General features: G+C 60.3%; 18 protein-coding genes. 12 read left to right on the forward strand and 6 right to left on the reverse strand.

Annotated elements, in window-relative coordinates; all coding sequences use genetic code 11:
- Nucleotides 1-131: 131 nt before the first annotated feature.
- From recC to AC07V4_RS25935, 8 genes are all read left to right on the forward strand, one after another.
- Nucleotides 132-3,584 (forward strand): exodeoxyribonuclease V subunit gamma, encoded by a 3,453-nt coding sequence (gene recC, locus AC07V4_RS25900; protein ID WP_492638626.1) that lies wholly within the window; start codon nucleotides 132-134, stop codon nucleotides 3,582-3,584.
- Nucleotides 3,581-7,255, forward strand: a complete 3,675-nt coding sequence (gene recB / locus AC07V4_RS25905) for an exodeoxyribonuclease V subunit beta (protein ID WP_492638627.1) — start codon at nucleotides 3,581-3,583, stop codon at nucleotides 7,253-7,255. The genes recC and recB overlap by 4 nt, the downstream gene beginning before the upstream one ends.
- Nucleotides 7,252-9,312, forward strand: a complete 2,061-nt coding sequence (gene recD / locus AC07V4_RS25910) for an exodeoxyribonuclease V subunit alpha (RefSeq protein ID WP_492638628.1) — start codon at nucleotides 7,252-7,254, stop codon at nucleotides 9,310-9,312. The genes recB and recD overlap by 4 nt, the downstream gene beginning before the upstream one ends.
- 150 nt (nucleotides 9,313-9,462) lie before the next feature.
- The gene (gene yfiR / locus AC07V4_RS25915) at nucleotides 9,463-10,029 is read left to right on the forward strand and encodes a regulatory sequestration protein YfiR (protein ID WP_492638629.1); all 567 of its coding nucleotides are present in this window, start codon (nucleotides 9,463-9,465) and stop codon (nucleotides 10,027-10,029) included.
- Entirely contained in the window at nucleotides 10,026-11,288 is a 1,263-nt protein-coding gene (gene dgcN, locus AC07V4_RS25920) for a diguanylate cyclase DgcN/YfiN (protein WP_492638630.1), read from the forward strand. The genes yfiR and dgcN overlap by 4 nt, the downstream gene beginning before the upstream one ends.
- A gap of 4 nt (nucleotides 11,289-11,292) precedes the next feature.
- The gene (yfiB, locus tag AC07V4_RS25925) at nucleotides 11,293-11,784 is read left to right on the forward strand and encodes an outer membrane lipoprotein YfiB (protein ID WP_492638631.1); all 492 of its coding nucleotides are present in this window, start codon (nucleotides 11,293-11,295) and stop codon (nucleotides 11,782-11,784) included.
- 750 nt (nucleotides 11,785-12,534) lie between these two features.
- A complete protein-coding gene (locus AC07V4_RS25930) occupies nucleotides 12,535-13,383 on the forward strand; it encodes an EamA family transporter (RefSeq protein ID WP_492638632.1) in 849 nt (282 codons plus the stop codon).
- A complete protein-coding gene (locus AC07V4_RS25935) occupies nucleotides 13,383-14,330 on the forward strand; it encodes a LysR substrate-binding domain-containing protein (protein ID WP_492638633.1) in 948 nt (315 codons plus the stop codon). The genes AC07V4_RS25930 and AC07V4_RS25935 overlap by 1 nt, the downstream gene beginning before the upstream one ends.
- Before the next feature lie 25 nt (nucleotides 14,331-14,355).
- Here the strand turns inward: AC07V4_RS25935 and AC07V4_RS25940 are convergent, their stop codons facing one another.
- Nucleotides 14,356-15,306: a LysR family transcriptional regulator gene (locus tag AC07V4_RS25940; protein WP_492638634.1), complete on the reverse strand. Its 951-nt coding sequence runs from the start codon at nucleotides 15,304-15,306 to the stop codon at nucleotides 14,356-14,358.
- A 129-nt stretch (nucleotides 15,307-15,435) separates the two neighbouring features.
- Here AC07V4_RS25940 and AC07V4_RS25945 point away from each other — a divergent pair, with 129 nt between their 5' ends.
- Together AC07V4_RS25945 and mmsB are read left to right on the forward strand one after the other, a co-directional pair.
- Nucleotides 15,436-16,953, forward strand: coding sequence for a CoA-acylating methylmalonate-semialdehyde dehydrogenase (locus tag AC07V4_RS25945; protein WP_431751561.1), 1,518 nt, complete (start codon nucleotides 15,436-15,438; stop codon nucleotides 16,951-16,953).
- Nucleotides 16,954-16,968: 15 nt separating this feature from the next.
- Nucleotides 16,969-17,856: a 3-hydroxyisobutyrate dehydrogenase gene (gene mmsB, locus AC07V4_RS25950; protein WP_492638635.1), complete on the forward strand. Its 888-nt coding sequence runs from the start codon at nucleotides 16,969-16,971 to the stop codon at nucleotides 17,854-17,856.
- 107 nt (nucleotides 17,857-17,963) lie between these two features.
- Here the strand turns inward: mmsB and AC07V4_RS25955 are convergent, their stop codons facing one another.
- Entirely contained in the window at nucleotides 17,964-18,308 is a 345-nt protein-coding gene (locus AC07V4_RS25955; RefSeq protein ID WP_003230905.1) for a cupin domain-containing protein, read from the reverse strand.
- A 374-nt stretch (nucleotides 18,309-18,682) separates the two neighbouring features.
- Between AC07V4_RS25955 and kynB the strand changes: the two genes are divergently transcribed.
- Both kynB and kynA read left to right on the forward strand, forming a co-directional pair.
- Nucleotides 18,683-19,333, forward strand: coding sequence for an arylformamidase (gene kynB, locus AC07V4_RS25960; RefSeq protein ID WP_492638636.1), 651 nt, complete (start codon nucleotides 18,683-18,685; stop codon nucleotides 19,331-19,333).
- Nucleotides 19,330-20,202 carry a tryptophan 2,3-dioxygenase gene (gene kynA, locus AC07V4_RS25965; RefSeq protein WP_492638637.1) on the forward strand — a complete coding sequence of 291 codons (873 nt, stop codon included), beginning with the start codon at nucleotides 19,330-19,332 and terminating at the stop codon, nucleotides 20,200-20,202. The genes kynB and kynA overlap by 4 nt, the downstream gene beginning before the upstream one ends.
- Nucleotides 20,203-20,343: 141 nt before the next feature.
- Here kynA and AC07V4_RS25970 read toward each other — a convergent pair whose 3' ends face one another.
- From AC07V4_RS25970 to antA, 4 genes are all read right to left on the reverse strand, one after another.
- Nucleotides 20,344-21,744 (reverse strand): amino acid permease, encoded by a 1,401-nt coding sequence (locus AC07V4_RS25970; protein WP_492638638.1) that lies wholly within the window; start codon nucleotides 21,742-21,744, stop codon nucleotides 20,344-20,346.
- A gap of 70 nt (nucleotides 21,745-21,814) precedes the next feature.
- A complete protein-coding gene (gene antC, locus AC07V4_RS25975) occupies nucleotides 21,815-22,822 on the reverse strand; it encodes an anthranilate 1,2-dioxygenase electron transfer component AntC (protein WP_492638639.1) in 1,008 nt (335 codons plus the stop codon).
- A gap of 119 nt (nucleotides 22,823-22,941) precedes the next feature.
- Nucleotides 22,942-23,433, reverse strand: coding sequence for an anthranilate 1,2-dioxygenase small subunit (gene antB, locus AC07V4_RS25980; RefSeq protein WP_492638640.1), 492 nt, complete (start codon nucleotides 23,431-23,433; stop codon nucleotides 22,942-22,944).
- Nucleotides 23,433-24,824: an anthranilate 1,2-dioxygenase large subunit gene (gene antA, locus AC07V4_RS25985; RefSeq protein WP_492638641.1), complete on the reverse strand. Its 1,392-nt coding sequence runs from the start codon at nucleotides 24,822-24,824 to the stop codon at nucleotides 23,433-23,435. The genes antB and antA overlap by 1 nt, the downstream gene beginning before the upstream one ends.

A 24,824-nucleotide genomic window follows, 5' to 3' on the forward strand; every position in this document is an offset into this window, starting at 1 on the left:
ATTCCGAAACCCCATTTGCGAAAGCAGATGGGGTTTTGTTTTGGGCGCTCGAAAAGTGCAACGAGGCTCATCAATGTGGCCTTCAATGCTAAAGTCCACGCCTCGATTTTGCTTTTCCCAAGGAAGCCGTTATGCCTGATACGACGTCCCCCAGCGCTGGATTCATGGTGGTTCACGGCAATCGCCTGGATGAACTGCGCAGCCTGGTGGTCAGTTGGATGCGCCGCTATCCTCTGGCGCCTTTGGAAAACGAAATCGCCCTGGTACAAAGCAATGGCATCGCCCAATGGCTCAAACTGGCCTTGGCTGAAGATCCTGAAGATGACGACATGGGTGGCTGCGGAATCGCTGCAGCAATCGATGTGCAGCTCCCCGGCAGTTTTATGTGGCAGCTTTACCGCATGGTCCTGGGCCGTGACGAAATACCGCCCAAGTCCCTGCTCGATAAAGCCCCACTGACCTGGCGTCTCATGCGGCTGCTGCCGGAACTCATCGATCAGCCGCATTTCGAGCCACTACAGCGCTTCCTCACCCACGACACAGATTTGCGTAAACGCTACCAACTCGCCGAGCGTCTGGCGGATCTGTTCGACCAGTATCAGGTCTACCGCGCCGACTGGCTGGAAGACTGGGCGGCAGGCCGCCACCAGCTGCGTAACGGGCGCGGCGAATCCAAGCCGCTCAACCCCGCCAATTGCTGGCAAGCCGAGCTATGGCGTGCCCTGTTACTGGATGTCGGCGAAGAAGGCATGGCACAAAGCCGCGCCGGCGTTCACCAACGTTTCATCGAGCGCATCAATACGCTGGAGACAGCCCCTCAAGGCCTCCCGTCCCGGGTGATCGTTTTCGGGATTTCATCGCTGCCCGCTCAGGCTTTGGAAGCGCTCGCAGGATTGGCACGTTTCAGCCAGGTCTTGCTATGCGTTCACAACCCTTGTCGCCATCACTGGTCCGACATCGTTGCGGACAAAGACCTACTGCGTAACGAATACAAACGCCAAGCGCGCAAAGCCGGCATGCCGGTCACTATCGACCCACAAACTCTGCACCAGCACGCACACCCGCTGCTCGCCGCCTGGGGTAAACAAGGCCGCGACTACATCAGCCTGCTGGACAGCTACGACGACCCCAACAGCTACCGCGCCGCATTCCGTGACGGCCGTATCGACCTGTTCAGCGAAAGCGAACCCACCACACTGCTCAATCAATTGCAGGACGACATCCTCGAACTGCGCCCGCTCAATGAAACCCGTGGGCTATGGCCTGCTGTCGATCTGGAACGTGACACTTCAATCCGCTTCCACATCGCCCACAGCGCCCAGCGCGAAGTGGAGATCCTGCACGACCAGTTGCTCCAACGCTTCAGTGCCGACCCAACCCTACGTCCCCGGGACATCATCGTCATGGTCCCCGACGTCGACAGCTACGCGCCGCATATTCGCGCCGTATTCGGCCAGCTCGAACGCAATGACCCACGCTTCATCCCGTTCACCTTGACCGACCAGGGCCAACGCGGCCGCGACCCTCTGCTGATCGCCATCGAGCACCTGCTCAAACTTCCGGACAGCCGTTTTCCCGTCAGCGAAATCCTCGACCTGCTCGACGTCCCCGCCTTGCGCGAGCGTTTCGGCATCAAGGAGCGCGACTTGCCCACGCTGCACCGTTGGATCGAAGGCGCCGGTGTGCGCTGGGGGCTCGACGCCGAGCAACGTGCCGGCCTTGGCCTGCCGAGTGAGTTGGAACAAAACAGCTGGCGATTTGGCCTGCGTCGGATGTTGCTGGGGTACGCGGTCGGTACTGGTGCCGCCTACAACGGCATCGAACCTTATGATGAAGTTGGTGGCCTCGACGCTGTGCTGATTGGCCCACTAGTCGCTTTACTCGACGCACTAAACGACGCGCATCAGACCCTCTCCCAACCTGCCGCTCCCCAGGAGTGGGGCGAGCGCCTGCAAGGTTTGATGCAACTCTTCTTCCTGGCCAGCAGCGAACACGATGACTACCTATTGGGCCAACTCGAACAACTCAGGGAGACCTGGCTGGAGACTTGCGAGTCCGTTGGCCTGCATGACGAATTACCACTCACCGTAGTCCGCGAGGCCTGGCTGGCTGGCCTCGACCAAGGCCGCCTATCCCAACGCTTCCTCGCCGGGGCTGTCAATTTTTGCACTTTGATGCCCATGCGAGCGATCCCGTTCAAGCTTGTCTGCCTACTGGGTATGAATGACGGTGACTACCCGCGCGCCCAACCGCCGCTGGACTTCGATCTGATGGGCAGCGACTACCGCCCCGGCGACCGTTCACGCCGCGAGGATGATCGTTACCTGTTGCTCGAAGCACTGCTTTCGGCCCGCGACCAGCTCTACATCAGTTGGGTCGGTCGCAGCATCCGCGACAACAGCGACCGTCCGGCCTCGGTACTGATCGGCCAACTGCGCGACCACCTCGCCAGTGGCTGGCAGAACGCACACCCAGAAACACCGCTTATCGACGCAATGACCCAGGAGCATCCGCTCCAACCCTTCAGCGCTCGCTACTTCCACGAAGGCGACCCGCTGTTCAGCTACGCCCGCGAATGGCAGTTGCTACACGAAGCATCCGACGCCGTCGCACAGGAGCACGAGCTGGCCGATCACCAACAAGAAGAACCCCTGAGCCTCGGCCAGTTACAGGACTTCCTACGTAACCCGGTCAAACATTTCTTCAGCCAACGTCTGAAAGTGTTTTTTGAAGCCGCCGAAGTCCCCTTGGCCGATGAAGAACCTTTCGTCCTCGATGCACTTCAACGTTACAGCCTCAGCGACAGCTTGCTGAGCGCCGTATTGGCCCGACCCGATCACGTGGACCAGGCCCTCAAGGCCCAGGCTCAGCGCCTACAAGGTAGTGGCCTGCTGCCCATGGTTGGTTTCGGCGAGTGCCTGCGTAACGAACTGATCGAGCCCTTGCCCGATCTGCTGCAACGCTACCAACAACTGCTGGCTCTCTGGCCCATCCCGCACACAGGGGCAGAGCCGGTCAGTTTTGAGCATCAGGGCATTCAGTTGGACGGTTGGATCAGCGGCTTGCACCGGCGCAGTGATGGCGGGTTGCTAAGCGTGACCACCATCCCCAACAGCATCGGCTCGATCAAGACGCGCAAGTGGCATCGCCTGATTCGTCCGTGGGTCAATCATGTGGTGGCGTGCGCGTGCGGCCTGTCACTCAGTACAGGTCTGGTGGCGAGTGATGACACTTTGCTACTAGCTCCGATGGATAAGTCGGCGGCCCAGGAAATCCTTGGCAACCTGCTGCTGGCTTGGCACACCGGTATGCGAAAGCCGCTGCCGGTGGCCGTCAAGACCGCCTTCGCCTGGCTTGGTCAAACCGACCCCGCCAAGGCTCAGGCTGCCGCCCATAAGGCCTACGAAGGCGACGGCCAAAATACCGATGGTGAACGCCGCGAAACCCCGGCGCTCACGCGGCAGTTCCCGGATTTCGCCACACTCATTGCCAGCGAAGAGTTCGAAGGGTGGTGCGAAACCCTGTATCGCCCCCTGATCAACGCTCCATGGCGATCACTCACGGGCGAGGAGGGCAGCGCATGAACAGCAAACCCCTGGCCTTGGCCTTCCCGCTCAAAGGCAGCCAGCTGATTGAAGCCAGCGCAGGCACCGGTAAAACCTTCACCATTTCCGCCCTGTACCTGCGCCTGGTTCTCGGCCACGGTGGTGAGGAATCCGGCTTTGGCCGCGAACTGTTGCCGCCGCAAATCCTGGTAGTGACCTTCACCGACGCTGCCACCAAAGAGCTGCGCGAACGTATCCGCATCCGCCTGGCCGAAGCCGCGCGCTTCTTCCGTGACGAAATCCAGCAACCGGATGCGCTGATCGCCGACCTTCGCGAGCAATACCTTCCCGAGCAATGGGCCGCCTGCGCCAATCGCCTGGATATTGCCGCACAATGGATGGACGAAGCCGCCGTCTCGACCATCCACAGTTGGTGCCAGCGCATGCTGCGCGAGCACGCGTTCGACAGCGGTAGCCTGTTCACCCAGACCCTGGAAACCGACCACAGCGACCTACTTGGCGAAGTGCTGCGTGATTACTGGCGTCTGTTCTGCTACCCGATGCATGACGATGCGCTGAATTGGGTACGCAACAACTGGGGAGGCCCGGCTGCGTTGATGCCACGGGTACGCGCACTGTTCGGCAGTGAGCGGCCGACGGATGAGACGCGTGAGCCGGCCGAGCTGATCAACGCCTGCCTGCAAGAGCGCCGCGAAGTGCTGATCCAACTCAAGGCGCCCTGGCAACAATGGGCCGCCGAGCTGCGCGATATCTGCCTGCAAGCCGTGGCCGCCAAAGCCGTCGATGGCCGCAAGATGCAGGCCCGTTACTTTGAACCCTGGTTTGAAAAAATCAGTGCCTGGGCCGCCGATGAATCTCTTGAGCAGCTTGATATTGGCACCGGCTTCATCCGCCTGACACCCGACGGTATGGCCGAAGCCTGGAAGGGCGAGGCACCGCGCCACCCCGGCATTGACGCGATGGCCGATCTCAAGGCCGCCCTCGACGCACTGCCAACCCCCGATGCAGCTGTTTTGCAACACGCTGCCGGCTGGGTGGGTAAACGCTTCGAAGATGAAAAGCGCCGACGCGCCGAAATGGGCTTCGACGACATGCTGATCCGCCTCAACGCCGCGCTGCAAGCCGAAGGCGGCGAGCGCTTGGCCAGTGTGATCCGCGAGCAGTTCCCGGTGGCGCTGATTGATGAGTTCCAGGACACCGACCCGGTGCAATACAGCATCTTCGACAGCATCTACCGCATCGAAGAAAACCACCTCGATAGCGGTCTGTTCCTGATCGGCGACCCCAAGCAGGCGATCTACGCGTTCCGTGGCGCCGATATCTACACCTACCTGCGTGCCCGTCAGTCCACCACCGGCCGTCACCACACCCTGGGCACCAACTTCCGCTCCAGCCACGCGATGGTCGAGGCGGTGAACCATGTGTTTCAGCGTGCGGAGCAAGGTCGTGGTGCGTTTCTGTTCCGTGAGCCGAATGGCGAAAACCCCGTACCGTTCCATTCGGTGCTGTCACAAGGCCGCAAGGAACAATTACAGGTCGATGGCCTGACGCTGCCGGCCATGAATCTCTGGCACCTGCCCACTGAGCAACCCGTTTCCAACGCGGTCTATCGTCAACAACTGGCAGCCGCCTGTGCCACGCAGATTGTTGAGTTGCTCAATGGCGGGCAACGAGGCAGCGCAGGTTTCCTACAACCGGACGGCAGCTTCAGTGGCGTGCTTCCGTCGGATATCGCCATCCTCGTGCGCGACGGCAAGGAAGCTCAAGCCGTGCGTGCCGAGTTGGCTGCCCGTGGCGTGCGTAGCGTGTATCTGTCGGACAAAGACTCGGTCTTCGCTGCCCAGGAAGCCCACGACCTGCTCGCCTGGCTCAAGGCCTGTGCCGAGCCCGACGTCGAGCGTCCGCTGCGTGCCGCGCTGGCCTGCGTCACCTTGAACCTATCGCTGCCTGAACTGGAACGCCTGAACCAGGATGAACTGGCGTGGGAAACCCGTGTCATGCAGTTCCGGGGCTACCGTGCGATCTGGCGTACTCAAGGCGTGCTGCCGATGCTGCGACGCTTGCTCCATGATTTCAAACTGCCGCAAACCCTGATCGCGCGCAGTGATGGCGAGCGCGTGCTGACCAACCTGCTGCACCTCAGCGAACTGCTGCAACAGGCTGCGTCGGAGTTGGACGGTGAGCAGGCGCTGATTCGCCATCTGGCCGAACATCTCGCACTGTCTGGGCAGGCCGGTGAAGAGCAGATCCTGCGCCTGGAAAGTGATGAGCAACTGGTCAAGGTCGTGACTATTCACAAGTCCAAGGGCCTGGAGTACGACCTGGTATTCCTGCCCTTTATCTGTTCGGCCAAGCCGGTGGATGGCAGCCGATTGCCGCTGCATTACCACGATGAAAACGGCAAGTCCCAGGTGAGTCTGCGGCCAAGCACCGAGTTGATCGCCCAGGCCGACGATGAACGCCTCGCCGAAGACCTGCGCTTGTTCTACGTCGCCCTGACCCGTGCCAAGTACGCCTGCTGGCTGGGTATTGCCGACCTCAAGCGCGGCAACAACAGCAGCTCGGTATTGCACCTGTCCGCGCTGGGCTATCTGCTCGGCGCAGGCACCGCCTTGAGCGAGTCCGCCGGGCTGGCACGCTGGTTGTTGGACCTGCAGGAAGGCTGCGCCGCCATCCACTACGGCCACGTGCCCGAAGCGCAAGACATCGTGTTCCTCCCGCCGCGCAACGACGCCACCCTGCTTGCGCCTTTGCTGCCAAAGCGCAAGGCCGCCGAAAACTGGTGGATCGCTTCCTACAGTGCTTTGAGAATCGGCGACAGCATGAGCGCCGCCAATCTTGAAGCACCGGAAAGCCCGCAAGCCCAGAAACTGTTCGACGACGAACGCCTCGACCCCGACGCACCGCGTGAAGTGGTGGCTTCCGGCGGTGACATTCACCGTTTCCCTCGTGGCCCGAATCCAGGGACCTTCCTCCATGGCCTGTTGGAGTGGGCGGGGGAGGAGGGCTTCAACGTGACACCCGAGGCCATCGAAAAGGCTGTGGGCGCGCGTTGTAATCGGCGTAACTGGGAAGGCTGGATCGTCACTCTCAGCGGCTGGCTGGGTCATTTGCTGCAAACGCCGCTGTCGGTAGATAACGATCTCGTCACGCTCAACGGTCTGGCGCGCTACCAGATCGAAATGGAGTTCTGGTTCGCCAGCCATAAAGTCGACGTGCTCGCCCTCGACAAGCTGGTGTGCCAGTACACTCACAATGGCGTCTCCCGAGTGGCCGCCGAACCGGTGCTGCTCAATGGCATGTTCAAGGGTTTTATCGACCTGACTTTCGAACACGCCGGCCGCTATTACGTGGCGGATTACAAATCCAACTGGCTCGGCCCCGACGATTCGGCCTATACCGTTGATGCCATGGAACTGTCGATTCTGGAGCATCGGTACGACCTGCAATACGTGCTTTACCTACTGGCCCTGCACCGCCAGCTAAAGGCCCGGCTACCGGATTACGACTACGACCGCCATGTCGGCGGCGCGCTGTATGTATTCCTGCGCGGCACCCAGTCGGCAAGCAAAGGTGCGTATTTCACCCGACCGCCACGAGAGTTGATTGAAGGCCTGGACCTGCTGTTCCAGGGCAAGCCCATCCCGCCCAAGGTTGAGCCCGCCTGGGAACAAGGAGTTCTGCTATGAGCCTGTCGCCTCTACCGCTTGAGGAGCTGATGCCCCTCGATCACGCCACCGACCTGGTGCAGTTGCTGGAGCGTTGGGTGGATCGCGGCTGGTTGCGCGCTCTGGACAAAGCCTTTGTCGGTTTCCTGCATGAACTTGATCCACAGGCCGATCCTTTGGTGCTGCTGGCGGCAGCGCTGACGAGCCATCAACTGGGCCATGGCCACGTGTGCCTTGACCTGTTCGAAACCCTCAAGGCGCCGGATTTTGCCCTGTCATTGCCGCCAGAAGGTGATCTGCAGACCGGCGCCATGTTGCTGCCGTCGCAATTGCTTGATGGCCTGGATGGCGCCCATTGGTGCCATGCGTTGGTCGCCAGTCATTTGGTCGCGTTGGCGGTTGATGGCAGTGAGGATGCTCAAAGTCGCCCGTTGGTGTTGTCCGGCAAACGCTTGTATTTGCGCCGCTACTGGACTTACGAGCGGCGCATCGATAGCGCTTTGCGCCTGCGCCTGGCCATTCAGGAAACCGTCGCTGCCGATTTGCCGCAACGCCTGAACAGTTTGTTCGATCAACCTCCGCCGGATGGCGTGATCGACTGGCAAAAACTCGCCTGCGGCCTGGCAACGCGTGGTGCATTCAGCATCGTTACCGGCGGCCCCGGTACGGGCAAGACCACCACCGTGGTGCGCTTGCTTGCGTTGTTGCAGGCTCCGGCTGTTGAGACCGGTAATCCGCTGCGCATACGCCTGGCCGCGCCCACCGGTAAAGCCGCTGCGCGCCTGACCGAATCCATCAGCCAGCAAGTACTGTCGCTGAATGTGCCTGACAGCGTGCGGGAAAAAATCCCCACCCAGGTCACCACCGTTCACCGCCTGCTGGGCAGTCGTCCGGGCACCCGGCACTTCCGTCATCATCTCGGCAACCCGCTGCCCCTGGATGTGCTGGTGGTAGACGAAGCCTCGATGATCGACCTGGAAATGATGGCCAACCTGCTGGATGCCTTGCCGCCCCATGCGCGGCTGGTGTTGCTGGGTGACAAGGATCAACTGGCTTCGGTGGAGGCGGGTGCCGTACTCGGTGATTTGTGCCGCGACGCCGAGGCCGGTTGGTACAGTCCGGATACCCGCCAATGGCTGCAAGCCGTCAGCGGCGAAGACCTCAGCGCCAGCGGCCTGCGGGAAGACCACGACAGCAGCCACCCGTTGGCCCAGCAAGTGGTGATGCTGCGCTACTCGCGGCGGTTCGGTGAAGGCAGTGGCATTGGCCAGCTGGCGCGTTGGGTCAACCAGCAGAATGCCGAAGAAGCACGCAAATTACTGGCCGCGCGCAGCCACGATGACCTGTACTGTCTCAGCCTCAAGGGCGAGCACGACCACGCCCTGGAGCGCCTGGTACTGGACGGGCAGGGCGGGGAAGCCCAAGGTTATCGCTATTATCTCAACCTGCTGCGCAGCGCGCGCCCAGCCTTGGACACTCCGCGCGAAGATCCCGCCTGGACCCACTGGGCGCAACAACTGCTGCAAGCCTTCGATGCCTTCCAACTGTTGTGTGCCGTGCGTAAAGGCCCTTGGGGTGTCGAAGGACTGAACCTGCGTATCACCGCCGCGCTGCGCAAAGTGCGGCTGATCGAAGGTGACGACCCCTGGTACGAGGGCCGTCCGGTGTTGATGACCCGCAACGATTACGGCCTGGGCTTGATGAACGGCGATATCGGTATCGCCCTCAAGCTGCCCGAAAGCGATGGTGGCCCTCAGGTGTTGCGTGTGGCCTTCCCACGTAACGATGGCCAGGGTGGTGTGCGCTTCGTGCTGCCCAGCCGTCTGAATGATGTGGAAACGGTGTACGCCATGACCGTGCACAAATCCCAAGGCTCGGAATTCACCCATACCGCGCTGATCTTGCCGGATGCCCTGAATCCAGTGCTGACTAAAGAACTTATTTACACCGGTATCACCCGTGCCAAGCGCTGGTTCAGCCTGGTCGAGCCCCGAGGCGGTGTGTTTGAGGAGGCGGTGCGACGGAAGGTCAAGCGCTTGAGTGGACTGATGCTGGAGCTGGACGCCGTGCCTGAATAAACTGACTGTCGGGTCATGAAATATTTCTGATTCAACTGTCGGATTTTTCTGGAAAAATAGCGAACCCCGCGTAAGCCGTGCTTCACGGGGTTTTCCGCCGCTGTGCTATCGTTGCGGCATCACCTTGAAAAAAACTGAGAGTATCGCTGCATGAACGTGGCTGTCTCGCCCACAGAACGCAGTTTGAGCTGGAGACGCATGTTACTGGTGGCGATGCTGTGCCTGCTCGCGCCACTTGTATCGGCCCAATCGCCCAGCCTGGCGGATAATCGCGCCCAGGCAGTCACCCAAGTGGTACTCGGTATCCTCAGTTACGCGCGTTGGCCAGTGGAGCCCGCGCAACTGCGCCTGTGCATCGTCGGTCCCACCCAATACACCGACGATCTGATCAAAGGCACCACCCAGGCCACCGGCCGTCCGGTGCTGGTGCGGCGCCTGTTGGCCGATAATCCCGATATCGTCAGCGCATGCGACGCCGTGTACATCGGCAAACTCAGTGCTGATGAACGCACACGGTTGTTTACCTCGTTGATCGGCCACCCGGTGCTCAGCATCAGTGAAGGCGGTGACCAATGCACCGTAGGCAGCCTGTTCTGCCTGCGGGTGAATGATGAACAGGTGTCGTTCGAGGTCAACCTGGACTCTGTCGCGCGCAGTGGCGTGCGCATTCATCCCAGCGTGTTGCAACTGTCCCGTCGGCGAGCGCCCGTGCCATGACCGCCGTTAAAGCGCGACCGACCCTGCGCTCGGTCATTGGCCGTGGGCATTTGATCCTGGCGTTGGTGGCCGTAACCCTGGCGAGTGTGTCCCTAACCCTGCTTGGTGTGCTGGCGCTGCGGGTGTACGCCGATCACAACCTGCACCTGATCGCGCGCTCCATCAATTACACCGTGGAAGCGGCGGTGGTGTTCAACGACAGCGCCGCCGCTACCGAAGCCCTCAGCCTGATCGCGTCCACCGAAGAAGTGGCCCAGGCCGAAGTCTTCGACGCTCATGGCAAACTACTGGCGCAATGGGTGCGCCCGGAAACTGGGATGTTGTCGCAGATTGAACTGGTGCTAGCGCACACGCTGCTGGAACAACCCATCAGCCAGCCGATCCTGCACCAAGGGCGTACCGTGGGCAGCATTCATGTGGTCGGCCACGGTGGCAGCCTGCTGCGCTTTTTGCTCAGTGGCTTGGCCGGCATTCTGATCTGCACGGCCCTCAGCGCCTGGATCGCGTTGTTTCTGGCGCGGCGCCTGTTACAGGGCATCACAAGGCCATTGCAAAGTCTTGCCGCCGTGGCCCACGCCGCCCGTAGCGAGCGCGATTTCGACCGTCGCGTGCCACCGGCGCAGATCGCCGAACTCGACAGCCTGGGCAGCGACTTCAACGCCTTGCTCGGTGAAATGGAGGCCTGGCAGAGCCACCTGCAAAGCGAAAACGAAACCCTCGCCCACCAGGCCAGCCACGACAGCCTGACCGGTCTGCCTAACCGTGCATTCTTCGAAGGTCGCCTGATCCGCGCCCTGCGCAGTGCGGCCAAGGTCAACGAGCGCGTAGCCGTGTTGTTTCTCGACAGCGACCGCTTCAAAGACATCAATGACAACTTCGGTCACGCCGCTGGCGACGCCGTGCTGGTGGCCGTCGCCGAGCGTATACGCGCGCAACTGCGCGAAAATGATTTGGTGGCACGTCTGGGCGGTGATGAATTCGCGATCCTGCTGGCGCCGTTGCACAAGGCCGAAGACGCCCGGCGCATTGCCGACAAGATCATCGCCAGCATGGACGTACCGATCCCGCTGCCGGGTGATAGCCAAGTGTTGACGTCCCTCAGTATCGGCATTGCCATTTACCCCGATCATGGCGCCACTCCCGGCACCTTGCTCAATGCCGCCGATGCGGCGATGTACCAGGCCAAACGTTTGTCTTCGGGCGGCCAGCAAACGGCGGAATCGGAGCCCACCGCCGCAAATGTTAACCACAGGAGTTGATCCCTTGTTCTCGACCGCGCGTTTTATGTTTATTACCTTACTGGTGGCATTCCTTGCCCTCGGCGGCTGCCAGACGCCCCCACCCAAAGGCCTGACCCCAGCCCAAGTCGCGGTCCTCAAACAGCAAGGCTTTGAACTCACCGATGAAGGCTGGGCGTTCGGCCTGTCCGGTAAAGTGCTGTTCGGCAGCGACATCGAAAGCCTTAACAAAACCAGCACCGACATCGTCGAACGTATTGGCAAAGCCCTGGTGGGTGCGGGCATCGAGCGCGTACGCGTTGACGGCCACACCGACGCCTCGGGCAAAGAAACCTACAACCAGCAACTGTCCCTGCGCCGCGCCAAAAGCGTGAGCAAGGTACTCACGGGTGTGGGCATGAAGGAAGAAAATATCCAGCTGCGTGGCCTGGGCAGCAGCGAGCCGGTGGCACCGAACACTACGGTGGCGGGGCGTACCGAGAATCGACGGGTATCGATTGTGGTGATCGCGGACTAAGCGGGCTCACCCAATTCCAATGTTGCAATGCAGTCAAATGTGGGAGCTGGCTTGCCTGCGATAGCGGTGTATCAGCAGCAGATGTGCTGACTGACCCACCGCTATCGCAGGCAAGCCAGCTCCCACACTTATTCGTGCCTGACCCGAACCTTGTGCTCGCCACCATTCCAATGTGGGAGCCGGGCTTGCCCGCGATGGCGGTGTATCAGTAGCAGATGTGCTGACTGACCCAACGTCATCGCAGGCAAGCCAGCTCCCACACTTATTCGTGCCTGACCTGAACCTTGTGCTCGCCACCATTCCAATGTGGGAGCCGGGCTTGCCCGCGATGGCGGTGTATCAGCAGCAGATGTACTGACTGACCCACCGCTATCGCAGGTAAGCCAGCTCCCACACTTATTCGTGCCTGACCCGAACCTTGTGCTCGCCACCATCCCAATGTGGGAGCCGGGCTTGCCCGCGATGACGGTCGCTCAGTCAAGGACTTATTGACTGGCTCATCTCACACAGATAATGCGCAGCCCACGCTTTCGCCAAGCGCCAAAAACATCAAATTTTACCTGTAGGAAAGGCCTGCCATGACGAATCTTGATGGCTAAGCTGATGAGGTTTCGCTTTTTTGCATGGGCTGGGCTTAGTTAAATGATTGCTCCAGCACCTTTGCAGCGGTGCGAATACGCGAACCTGAGTGCTTAGTCGTCTGCCAGTTTTCGCCTCGAATATTCCCTCCAAACGAAAACGCCGAGCCCCATGGACAACTCCGATATCGCGATCACGCTAGTCTTGATCTCTGCCTTTATGCACGCCACTTGGAACGCGGTCGTTCGCGCTGGTAGTAGTCGTTTCATGACCTTGGCCATGGTCGATGGCACTGCGCTGGTGATTTGTCTGTTGGCGCTGCCGCTTGTCAGTATGCCGAGCCTGGAGGTATGGGGTTATATCCTTGTCTCCGTGGTGCTCAATACGGTCTATCGGCTATTTTTGATCAAGGCTTATGAAACGGGTGACTTCGGTCAGGTTTATCCGGTGATGCGTGGCGTGCCGCCCGTATTGGTCGCGCTGTTTTCCTACTTTCTACTGCACGAGCAGTTATCGCCCCAGGCATTGGCGGGGGTACTGCTGATTTGTGTGGGGATTATCAGCCTGACCTTTGTGCGCAGGATGACGGCGCAGATGTTCAAGCCGATCCTGATGGCGGTGTGCGCCGGGGCGTTTATTGCGTCTTACACGGTGGTGGACGCCAAAGGGGTAAGAGCCAGTGAGACGGTGTTGCAATACATCATCTACCTGACGGTGTTCCAGAGTATTCCGATCCCGGTGCTGGCGTTTTCCAAAGAGCGCTCGGCCTTGGTTAGCGCGATACGTGGACATTGGCGAGTCGGCCTGCTAGGCGGTGTTTTTTACTTGGCGTCTTACGGGTTGGTGTTGTTTGCGTTGTCGCTGGACGCGGTAGCCAAGGTCTCAGCCCTTAGAGAAACCAGTGTTATCATCGGTGCCATTATTGCCGCGCTGTTCTTTCGTGAGCGGTTCGGTTGGCGACGGATGCTGTCGGCATTCGTCATTGTTTGCGGGATCATCTTGATCAAAGTGAGCACTTGATGGCCCAGCGCCCGCCTCCTACTCCAATGCTTCAAGCGTTCGTCAGCGCTGCGCAAACCGGTAGTTTTGCGCGTGCGGCGTCTGAGCTTAACCTCTCCGCCAGTGCCATCAGCCATCAAATTGCGGGCCTGGAGGAGTGGTGGGGCGTGCAGTTGTTCGAGAGGCACTCGCGGGGCGTCAAGCTGACGGTAGCGGGGCAGGCGTTGTTGCCGGTTACCGATGGTTTTTTCAAGGCGCTGGATGGGGTACTGCATTCACTCAATCCCGGTAAATCCCAACCGTTGTACCTCTCATGCACGTCTTCTCTCTGTTCGACGTGGCTGATTCCCAGGATGCACGGTTCTCACACTGAGGCCTCATTCAACCTTGATCTGGTGTTGACCAGCGCCGACATGAGCAGCGCCAGCCTGGAGGCTCATCAATACGATGTCGCGGTGGTGATGGGGTACGGTGACTACCCGGATCATCATGTCGAACTACTGATGCGCGATGCAGTGTTCCCTGTTTGTTCGCCGGAGTTTCTGCGGTTGAAGGGTGAGATTGCGCTGGAGGATGTCGCCCGGTATACGTTGATTCATCGGGTGGACGATCAAGTGTGCCCGGGGTGGGAAAGCTGGTTTGCTTTTCAGGGGCTGGCGGCGCCGCCTTATCACCATGGGCCGCGATTCCCGGATTCGAGCCTGGCGATCAGCCTGGCGGTGAAGGGTGCAGGGATAGCGCTGGGCAGGACTGCCTTGGTGTATGACCAATTGGAAGACGGTGCGCTGGTTGCGCTGAACAGTCCCGTAATGATGTCGCCAGCGGCCTATTACATCATTTGTCGAAACGGGCGGCAGTCGGAGCCGGATATTGCTCGGTTGATTGAATGGCTCAAGATGAGCGCGGGTGAGTTTCTGCGGAACGTTCGGGCGCGGCATCCACAAGTAGCCGGGGCTGGTGCGGTTTAACTGTGGGGGCAGGAGCGAGTCTCCCTCACTGACTGGCAAACTGCATCTCCCGCGTCTCCCCCATCAACAACCCCTGATTCCGCTCCGTCACCTCCCTGATGTAATCCCACAACAGCGTAATCCGCTTCAACTTCCTCAAATCCTCCCGGCAATACATCCAGAACTGGCGGGTGATGGAAATCTGCTCCCCCAGCACCGGCAACAACCGTGGGTCCTGCGCCGCCAAAAAGCATGGCAATATCGCCATCGACCGCCCCTGCTGCGCCGCGACGTACTGCGCGATCACGCTGGTACTGCGCAAACTCGCGCTGGCGCCGGGTACTACGTTCGCCAGGTACAGCAGCTCCGAGCTGAACGCCAAATCATCCACATAGCTGATAAACGGATGCTCAGCCAAATCCGCGGGTTTGCGGATCGGTGGGTGTTGGTCGAGGTATTCCTGGGTCGCGTATAGCTGCAATTTGTAGTCGCACAGTTTGCAGCACACGTACGGACCATGTTCCGGGCGTTCCAAAGCGATGACGATGTCGGCTTCGCGCTTGGACAGGCTGATGAAGTGGGGCAGGGGCAGGATGTCCACCGAGATCGCCGGGTAGGTGTCGACGAAGTGGCTCAACTGCGGGGTGACAAAGAAGCTGCCGAAACCCTCGGTACAACCCATGCGCACGTGGCCGGACAGCGCGACGCCGGAGCCGGAGACTTGTTCGCACGCCATGTGCAGAGTGCTTTCGATGGATTCGGCATACCCGAGCAAACGCTGGCCCTCGGCGGTGAGGACGAAGCCGTTGGTCCGGGATTTTTCGAACAGCAGCGTGCCGAGCGACACTTCCAGTGAACTGATACGCCGCGACACGGTGGTGTAGTCCACCGCCAGGCGCTTGGCGGCGACGCTGGCCTTGCGGGTACGGGCCACTTCGAGGAAAAACTTCAGGTCATCCCAGTTCAGGGAACCCAGTGATGTGATGTTTTTTTGCATATTGGTCCGGCTTTTATGTGCGTTCTTATTAGAGATTTGCACATCTATACTCCAAAAATAGTCCGAACGCCTCATTCCCAAGGCGATTCACGCGCCTTGTCTCTGCATAACTACAAGATTGGAGACCACATGAACGCATCTGCCGATATTTCCGTGCAACAGGTCAAGTTGCTGATCAACGGTGAATGGGTCGAGTCCAAGACCACCGAGTGGCAAGACATCGTCAACCCGGCCACCCAGCAAGTGCTGGCCAAAGTCCCGTTCGCCACCGCCGACGAAGTCAACGCCGCCATTGATGCTGCCCACCGTGCCTTCCAGACCTGGAAGCTGACGCCGATCGGCGCACGCATGCGCATCATGCTCAAGCTGCAAGCGTTGATCCGCGAACATTCCAAGCGTATTGCCGTCGTCCTCAGCGCCGAGCAGGGCAAGACCATTGCCGATGCCGAGGGCGATATTTTCCGTGGCCTGGAAGTGGTCGAACACGCGTGCTCCATCGGCACCTTGCAGATGGGCGAGTTCGCTGAAAACGTCGCCGGTGGCGTAGACACCTACACACTGCGTCAGCCTATCGGCGTGTGCGCGGGGATCACGCCCTTCAACTTCCCGGCGATGATTCCGTTGTGGATGTTCCCGATGGCGATAGCCTGCGGTAACACCTTCGTGCTCAAGCCGTCCGAGCAGGACCCGCTGTCGACCATGCTGCTGGTGGAGCTGGCGCTGGAAGCCGGTGTCCCGGCGGGCGTGCTTAACGTGGTGCACGGCGGCAAGGATGTGGTGGATGCGCTGTGCACCCATAAAGACATCAAGGCCGTGTCCTTCGTTGGCTCGACTGCCGTGGGTACCCACGTCTATGACCTGGCCGGAAAACACGGCAAGCGTGTGCAGTCGATGATGGGCGCCAAGAACCACGCCGTGGTACTGCCGGATGCCAACCGTGAACACACCCTCAATGCCCTGGTCGGTGCAGGTTTCGGCGCGGCGGGCCAACGTTGCATGGCCACTTCGGTGGTGGTGCTGGTGGGCGCCTCCAAACAGTGGCTGCCGGACCTGAAAGCACTGGCGCAGAAACTCAAGGTCAACGCCGGCAGCGAAGCGGGCACGGATGTGGGCCCAGTGATTTCCAAGCGCGCCAAGGCTCGCATCCTGGAGCTGATCGAAAGCGGCGTGAAAGAAGGCGCCAAGCTGGAGCTGGACGGCCGTGACATCAAGGTGCCGGGCTTCGAGCAAGGCAACTTTGTCGGTCCGACCCTGTTCTCGGGTGTGACCACCGATATGCAGATCTACACCCAGGAAATCTTCGGCCCGGTGCTGGTGGTGCTGGAAGTCGCCACACTCGATGAGGCCATCGCGTTGGTCAACGCCAACCCGTTCGGTAACGGCACCGGCCTGTTCACCCAGAGCGGCGCGGCGGCGCGTAAGTTCCAGAGTGAAATCGATGTCGGCCAGGTCGGTATCAACATCCCGATCCCGGTACCGGTACCGTTCTTCAGCTTCACCGGCTCCCGTGGTTCCAAGCTTGGCGACCTCGGCCCGTACGGCAAGCAAGTGGTGCAGTTCTACACCCAGACCAAAACCGTGACGAGCCGCTGGTTCGATGACGACACGGTCAACGATGGCGTCAACACCACCATCAACCTGCGCTGATTCCGGGAGACGACCATGAAGATTGCATTTATCGGCCTGGGCAACATGGGCGCACCGATGGCCCGCAACCTGATCAAGGCCGGCCACGCGCTGAATCTGTTTGACTTGAACCAGGCGGTACTCAAGGAACTGGCTGAGCTGGGCGGCAGCATCAGCGATTCACCGCGTGATGCGGCCAATGGCGCCGAACTGGTCATTACCATGCTGCCGGCCGCTGCCCATGTGCGCAGCGTCTGGCTGAATGAAGACGGTGTACTCGCCGGCATCGGCAAAGGCGTGCCGGCTGTGGATTGCAGCACCATCGACCCGCAGACCGCCCGCGATGTGGCCGCTGCTGCGGCCAAGCAAGGCGTGGTGATGGCTGATGCACCGGTTTCCGGTGGCACCGGTGGCGCCCAGGCCGGGACGTTGACCTTCATGGTCGGCGCCACTCCTGAACTGTTCGCCACCCTGCAACCGGTGCTGGCGCAGATGGGCCGGAATATCGTGCACTGCGGCGACGTCGGTACCGGCCAGATCGCCAAAATCTGCAATAACCTGTTGTTGGGCATCAGCATGGTCGGCGTCAGCGAGGCCATGGCCTTGGGTGATGCACTGGGGATCGACACCCAAGTGCTGGCAGGGATCATCAACAGCTCCACCGGGCGCTGCTGGAGTTCCGATACCTACAACCCGTGGCCAGGAGTGATCGAAACTGCGCCGTCGTCCCGTGGCTACACCGGTGGGTTCGGTGCCGACCTGATGCTCAAGGATCTGGGCCTGGCCACTGAAGCCGCGCGTCAGGCCAAGCAACCCGTGATTCTGGGCGCCGTGGCCCAGCAGTTGTATCAATCGATGAGCCAGCGTGGGGAAGGCGGCAAGGACTTCTCGGCGATCATCAACAGCTATCGCAAGCCCAAATAAGGTTGATCTGTAGTGAGCGGGCTTGCCCCGCGCTGCGGTGTGTCAGGTAAGTTTGAGGTGCCTGGTACACTGCGGCGCGGGGCAAGCCCGCTCACTACAAAGACACTTCAAGCAAATACAAAATACTTGCGTACCGTCTCCACCACTTCCCACGTCCCCTTCATCCCCGGCTCCACCACGAAGATATCCCCAGCCCGCAGGTGGATCGGCTCCATGCCTTCCGGTGTGATCACGCAGTAGCCTTCCTGAAAGTGGCAGTATTCCCACTTCACATACTCCACATACCACTTGCCCGGTGTGCAGATCCACGTGCCCATGATCTTGCTGCCGTCTTCGCTGGTGTAGGCGTTGAGGTTGACGGTGTGCGGGTCGCCTTCGAGTTTTTCCCATTTGCACGCGTCCAGGACCGGCAGTGGGTGGGTGTCGCGTAGTACGGTGATGGGCTTGGACATGATGGCTCCGAGGCAGGGAATGAAAAGAGGCACCCTAAGGCCTTGAGCGTCGTGGCAGTGGTCTGAACTCGACATCAGGATGCCCAGAAGCGCAGCGGCGTGATAATCCGGAAATCACTGCGAACCCTTGTGGGAGCCGGGCTTGCCCGCGATAGCGGAGTGTCAGGCTATGAAGATACAAGCAGTGCTACCGTCATCGCGGGCAAGCCCGGCTCCCACAGGGCGCAGTGGCGGGCCGGATCGATAGATTTGTGCGCTCTTGCGCCATTTCATCGCAGTAAGTGCGAAAGATTTCCCAGCCGGCGCCAGAATTCGCAAGAAAATTCGCAGCAGGCCCTCGTATCATTCACCGCATAATGAGTGAGAGCCTTGTCATGAACCCAATAAAAACGTGGTGGGATATCAGCCCGCCCTTGAGTACGGCGACTCCGACCTGGCCGGGGGATACGCCGTTCCAGGAAGAGCGCGTGTGGCAGTTTGGCCCGGAGTGCCCGGTGAATGTCGGGCGTATCACCTTGTCGCCGCACACCGGCGCCCACGTGGACGCACCGCTGCATTACAGCGCAGACGGTGCGCCCATCGGCGAGGTATCACTGGATGTGTACATGGGCCCCTGCCGGGTGCTGCATTGCTTGGGTAGCGGCGCGTTGGTGCAGCCGCATCAGTTGGAAGGGCGTGTGGATAACTTGCCGGAGCGCGTGTTGCTGCGTACTTATCCACAAGCGCCGCTGACCGAATGGGATTCGAATTTCACCGCCATCGCTCCACAAACCATTGAGCTGCTCGCCAGCCTGGGGGTGCGCCTGGTCGGTATCGACACCCCATCCCTGGACCCGCAACAGTCCAAGACCATGGATTCCCACAACGCCGTGGCCCGCCATGGCATGGCGATTCTCGAAGGCATCGTGCTCGACGATGTACCGGAAGGCGACTATGAACTGATCGCCCTGCCGCTGCGTTTTGCCAACCTGGACGCGAGCCCGGTTCGCGCCATTCTCCGCCCGCTCAAGGAACCCACGCGATGAGCCAGTGTCCCTTCTCTCCAGAATATAAGCCTGCCGACGGCCGGCCACCCGAAGAATGGCATAACGCCGAACTGAATTTCTCCGAGTCCATGAGCTACGGCGATTACCTGGACCTGGGCAAAGTCCTCAGCGCCCAGCACCCGCTGTCGCCGGACCACAACGAAATGCTGTTCATCATCCAGCACCAGACTTCCGAGCTGTGGATGAAACTGATGCTCCACGAACTCAAGGCCGCCCGCGAACACGTGCGCCTGGGTGAGCTGCCTCCGGCGTTCAAGATGCTGGCACGGGTGTCGCGGATCTTCGATCAACTGGTGCACGCCTGGGCGGTGCTGGCGACGATGACGCCATCGGAATACAAGGCGATCCGCCCGTTCCTGGGGCAGTCGTCGGGGTTCCAGTCGTTCCAGTACCGAGAGATCGAATTTATCCTCGGCAACAAGAGCCCGGCGCTGTTGCGGCCTCATGCCCATCGTCCGGAACTGCTTCAGGAGTTGCAGGTGGCGATTGCCACGCCGTCGCTGTATGACGAGGCGATCAACCTGATGATCAAGGCAGGCCTGACGATTGATCCGAAACGCTCCGAGCGCGACCCGACGGCGGCGACGGTTCATGATGAGTCCGTGGAGGCGGCATGGCGTGAGGTATACCGCGACCCGAACCGCTACTGGGACTTGTATCAGTTGGCCGAGAAGTTTATCGACCTGGAGGATTCGTTCCGTCAGTGGCGCTTCCGTCATGTGACCACGGTGGAGCGGATCATCGGCTTCCAGCCCGGTACAGGTGGTACGGAAGGTGTGGGGTATTTGCGCAAGATGCTCGATACGGTGTTGTTCCCCGAGCTGTGGCGAGTACGCTCCACGCTCTAAACAAAAAGCCCCGGATAACCGGGGCTTCTCATTTGAAATACATTCAAAACTGTGGGAGCTGGCTTGCCTGCGATGACATCACCTCGGTCTCACTGGAAAACCGAGTCGCCTGCATCGCGGGCAAGCCCGGCTCCCACAGGGTTATTGCGTCACTGCAACCTTCGTATTTCTGATCCGCAACCGGTAGGCCACATAGATAATCCCCACCCACACCGGCATGGCATACACAGACTCGCTGATGCCCGGAATCGCCAGCATCACACTGATGATCATCACCATGAACGCCAGGCACAGGTAGTTGCTGAACGGGAACCAGAAGGTCTTGAACGACGGCGTCAGGCCTTGCTCACCCATGGCCTTGCGGAACTTGATGTGGGTGATGCTGATCAACGCCCAGTTGATCATCAGCGAGGCAACTACCAGCGCGAACAGCAGTTCCAGCGCACTTTTCGGTGCCACGTAGTTGACCACCACGCACAGCATCGTCACCAGTGCCGAAATCGCCAGGGCGCGGATCGGCACGCCTTGCTTGTTCAGTTTCATCAGCGATTTCGGCGCATCGCCTTGCTCGGCCAGGCCGAACAGCATGCGGCTGTTGCAATACACGCCGCTGTTGTACACCGACAGCGCCGCGGTCAGGACCACGAAGTTGAGGATGTGCGCGGCGGTATCGTTACCGATCAGCGAGAAGATCTGCACAAATGGGCTACCGCTGTAGGCATCGCCCGACGCACCGAGGGTTTGCAGCAGTTGGTCCCAGGGGTACAGTGACAGCAGCACGGTCAGGGCGCCGACGTAGAAAATCAGGATCCGGTACACCACTTGGTTGATGGCTTTGGGAATCACTTTGCGCGGCTCACTGGCCTCGGCGGCAGTGATGCCCACCAGCTCCAGGCCACCGAACGAGAACATGATGAACGCCATGGACATCAATAGCCCCATACCGCCATTGGGGAAGAACCCGCCGTGGCTCCACAGGTTGCTGACGGTGGCTTGCGGGCCGCCGGTGCCGCTGAACAGCAGGTAGCAGCCGAGCACGATCATGCCGACAATCGCCACCACCTTGATGATCGCGAACCAGAACTCGGCCTCACCGAAGAACTTCACGTTCAGGGTGTTGATGAGGTTCACCGCCACGAAGAACACCAGAGCACTGACCCAGGTCGGGATCTCCGGCCACCAGAACTGGATGTACTTGCCTACTGCGGTCAGTTCAGCCATGCCCACCAGCACGTACAGCACCCAGTAGTTCCAGCCTGCCAGGAAGCCTGCGTAACCCCCCCAGTATTTGTGGGCGAAGTGGCTGAAGGAACCCGCCACCGGCTCTTCGACGATCATCTCGCCGAGCTGGCGCATGATCAGGAACGCGATAAACCCGGCAATCGCGTAGCCGAGGATCATCGACGGTCCCGCCGACTTGAGTACCCCGGCCGAGCCAAGGAACAACCCCGTGCCGATCGCCCCTCCCAAGGCGATCAGCTGAATGTGCCGGTTCTTCAGGCCACGCTTGAGGCCTACCGGGTTAACCATGTCATCCGCCATTAACATTCCCTTCTACTTGTTTTTCTTAGGGTAAGTGCACGCCGCATCTGCCCCTCAGAAGTACTGAGGGTCAGATATTACTCTGCGTAAACTTTTCGTAATACAGCTGAACGTCGTTAAGCGCCTGATCCGCCAGCCATTGTTGGATGGATTCGACCATTGGAGGGGGGCCACACAGGTACATATCCGCCGATCTGTCCCGCAATTCGGCCAGGTCGAAATGCTCGGTGAGGTAACCGCGCTTGCCGGGCCATTCGGGCGACGGGTCACTCAATACCTCGGTGTAGCGAAAATCAGCGATTGTCGAGGCATAGCTCCGGATACGTTCCGCTTCGCACAAATCCTCGGCCCCACGCACGCCGTAATACAGGTGCACCGGTTGCGCGCAGCCGTTGGCAGCCAGCTCATCGAGCATGCCCAGCAAGGCCGATAGCCCGGTGCCTCCTGCCACCAACACCAGTGGTTTGGTGACGTGCCTGAGGTAGAAAGCCCCCAAGGGGGCTTCCATCAGCACGTCATCCCCGACCTGACAGCGCTCGCGCAGGTAGTTGCTCATCACGCCATCCGGCAGCAGGCGCACCAAAAACTGCAACTGGTTGCCCGGAAGGTTGGCGAAGGAATAAGAACGCCAGCTGTCGGTGCCGGGAACCGACAGGCGGGCGTATTGGCCGGGGAGAAAATCCAGGGTCTGATCCAACTGCACCCGCAGGATCGCCGTGCTGGCCGACACCTGCTGCATCGCGCTCACCGTGCCGCGCACTTGCACCGGCCCCGGTGCATTGCACAGGCTCGAATCAAAGTCGAAGTAGAACGTCGCGTCGGACTTCACCCGGGTCTGGCAACTGAGCATCTTGCGTTGTTGCAAATCGAGGCTGGAAAGCGCTTCGTCGTCCACATAGTCCTGGCTGTACTCGCCGGATTCGCAACGACCCTGGCAGGTGCCGCACACGCCTTCGCGGCAATCCAGCGGAATCTTGATGCCGTTGCGCAGGGCTGCATCCAGCAGGATTTCATGGGCATCCACCGGGAAGAACAGGGTCTTGCCATCGGCAAAGCTGAAGGCCACTTTGTGATTCATCTTATTTGCTCGCAGAACCTTGTAGTGAGCGGGCTTGCCCCGCGCTGGGCTGCGTTGCGGCCCCAAAAGATGGGAGCGCTACGCACTCCAGCGCGGGGCAAGCCCGCTCACTACAGGGTTTATAGGTGGTAGAAATCCAGCACCGAGTTGATGGTGTCGTTGAGCAGCAGCGCGTGTTTGCGGGTAATCAGCCAACTGTCGCCATTGGGTTTGAGGCGGTAGGTGGCCTGTCCATAAAACTGCTCCGACATGGCCAGGCGATAGAACAGCGTGTGCCAGTTCAACTTCACTTCCAGGGTGCCGCCTGCTTGCTCGGCAATACGCACGTTATTGATCAGGTGCAAGGTACGCGGCATCGGCGTGGCCGACGCCGCCTTACCGGTACGCAGGCGGAACACACGGTCTTCCAGGCCCGAACGGTTGGCGTAGTAGATCAACGACATCTCACGCTTGGGGTCACGGGTGTAGACGTGTTCCGAGTCCCATTGCGGCAGGTGGAACTCACTTTGCGGGTCGAACAGTTGCACATAGGCGTCCCAGTCCTGGGCGTCGCACAGCTCGGACTTGCGGTAGAAGAACTGCTCGATCTGGTACTGCAGTTGCGCATTCATCACTTCACCTCCCGAAGTTTCAACGCTTGTTGATCGAGGCCGTTGAGCAGGAACTGTTGCCAGTTACGGTGCTGGTTGACGTACAGGCCTTCGTGGGTGAATTCAGTGCCGGTCATCGCCGGCTGGATGCCAATGGCTTCGCTGTTTGGCGTGGGCCCGGTTTCCCAGCGGTGGCTGCCGCGAGAGATATCGCTCCAGCGTTCAAGCCGGCCCTGGAAACCGCGCTGGGCTTCGCGGAATTCCACCAGGTCATCCGGCGTGCCCATGCCGGAGACGTTGAAGAAGTCTTCGAACTGGCGGATACGGTTTTCGCGGTCGGCGTCGGACTCGTTCTTCACCCCCAGGCACTGGCTGATGATCTCGGTCTTGTTCCAGGCCACCGGACGGATGATGCGCAGTTGGGAGCTGATCTGGTCGAGGAAGAACAGGCTCGGGTAGATATTCAGGTTGCGCAGGCGGTGCATCATCCACTCGGCCTTTTGCTGGCCGTGTTCTTCCACCAGGCGCGGCATGATGGTGGCGTAGCCGGAACGCACGCTGGGGTTGGGCATGTCGCTGAACAGCACACTGTGACCGTTGTTGAAGGCGAACCAGCCGTCATCGGTATTGGCGTCGCCGGCGCCGAGCTTGCTGTAGTCCAGGGTGCTGGCCGACCCGTTGCCGTTCTCGGTGTTCACCTGTTGGCGGTGCTGCACCGTGGCCACGTAGTTGTAGTGCACGGTACTGACGTGATAACCGTCCAGGCCGTTTTCGTTCTGCAGTTTCCAGTTGCCGTCGTAGGTGTAGGCGGATTTGCCCGGTAGCACTTCCAGCTCACCGGTGGCGGACTGTGCGACCATCATGTCGAAGAACACTTTGGCGTCGCCAAGGAAGTCTTCCAGGCTGTCGCGACCGTTCACGTCCAGGCTGATGAAGACAAAGCCCTTGTAGCTTTCGATGCGCGCTTTTTTCAGCCCGCGCGTGGCCTTGTCGAAGCCCTCCGGATATTCCCCGGGCGCCTTGACCTTCACCAGCCGGCCGTCGCTCTTGTAGCACCAGGCGTGGAACGGGCAGGTGAAGGTGGATTGGTTGCCCTTGCCGACCCGCGTCAGGGTGGTGCCGCGATGCTGGCAGGCATTGATCAAGGCATTGAGTTGGCCTTCGCCGTCGCGGGTGATGATCATCGGCTGGCGCCCGGCGCGCAGGGTCACGAAGTCGTGGTTGTTGGCCAGTTCGCTTTCGTGGCAGGCGTAGATCCAGTTCTTTTCGAAGATCAGTTCCATCTCCAGGTCGAACAGTTCCGGCTCGGTGAACATGTCCCGGGCAATGCGGAACATCTCGTCTGCCGGGCGAAAATCCAGGCAACTCTCGATAAAGGATTTCCACTGCTCGACGCTTCTTGCACCACTCAT

It is taken from the genome of Pseudomonas sp. GW821-FHT03A09, assembly GCF_059421065.1.

Excerpts from the sequence above, each read along its gene's own strand:
- recC (WP_492638626.1), top strand. The coding sequence starts at position 132 with ATGCCTGATACGACGTCCCCCAGCGCTGGATTCATGGTGGTTCACGGC.
- recB (WP_492638627.1), top strand. The coding sequence starts at position 3,581 with ATGAACAGCAAACCCCTGGCCTTGGCCTTCCCGCTCAAAGGCAGCCAG.
- recD (WP_492638628.1), top strand. The coding sequence starts at position 7,252 with ATGAGCCTGTCGCCTCTACCGCTTGAGGAGCTGATGCCCCTCGATCAC.
- yfiR (WP_492638629.1), top strand. The coding sequence starts at position 9,463 with ATGAACGTGGCTGTCTCGCCCACAGAACGCAGTTTGAGCTGGAGACGC.
- dgcN (WP_492638630.1), top strand. The coding sequence starts at position 10,026 with ATGACCGCCGTTAAAGCGCGACCGACCCTGCGCTCGGTCATTGGCCGT.
- AC07V4_RS25930 (WP_492638632.1), top strand. The coding sequence starts at position 12,535 with ATGGACAACTCCGATATCGCGATCACGCTAGTCTTGATCTCTGCCTTT.
- AC07V4_RS25935 (WP_492638633.1), top strand. The coding sequence starts at position 13,383 with ATGGCCCAGCGCCCGCCTCCTACTCCAATGCTTCAAGCGTTCGTCAGC.
- AC07V4_RS25940 (WP_492638634.1), bottom strand. The coding sequence starts at position 15,306 with ATGCAAAAAAACATCACATCACTGGGTTCCCTGAACTGGGATGACCTG.
- AC07V4_RS25945 (WP_431751561.1), top strand. The coding sequence starts at position 15,436 with ATGAACGCATCTGCCGATATTTCCGTGCAACAGGTCAAGTTGCTGATC.
- mmsB (WP_492638635.1), top strand. The coding sequence starts at position 16,969 with ATGAAGATTGCATTTATCGGCCTGGGCAACATGGGCGCACCGATGGCC.
- AC07V4_RS25955 (WP_003230905.1), bottom strand. The coding sequence starts at position 18,308 with ATGTCCAAGCCCATCACCGTACTACGCGACACCCACCCACTGCCGGTC.
- kynB (WP_492638636.1), top strand. The coding sequence starts at position 18,683 with ATGAACCCAATAAAAACGTGGTGGGATATCAGCCCGCCCTTGAGTACG.
- kynA (WP_492638637.1), top strand. The coding sequence starts at position 19,330 with ATGAGCCAGTGTCCCTTCTCTCCAGAATATAAGCCTGCCGACGGCCGG.
- AC07V4_RS25970 (WP_492638638.1), bottom strand. The coding sequence starts at position 21,744 with ATGGCGGATGACATGGTTAACCCGGTAGGCCTCAAGCGTGGCCTGAAG.
- antC (WP_492638639.1), bottom strand. The coding sequence starts at position 22,822 with ATGAATCACAAAGTGGCCTTCAGCTTTGCCGATGGCAAGACCCTGTTC.
- antB (WP_492638640.1), bottom strand. The coding sequence starts at position 23,433 with ATGAATGCGCAACTGCAGTACCAGATCGAGCAGTTCTTCTACCGCAAG.
- antA (WP_492638641.1), bottom strand. The coding sequence starts at position 24,824 with ATGAGTGGTGCAAGAAGCGTCGAGCAGTGGAAATCCTTTATCGAGAGT.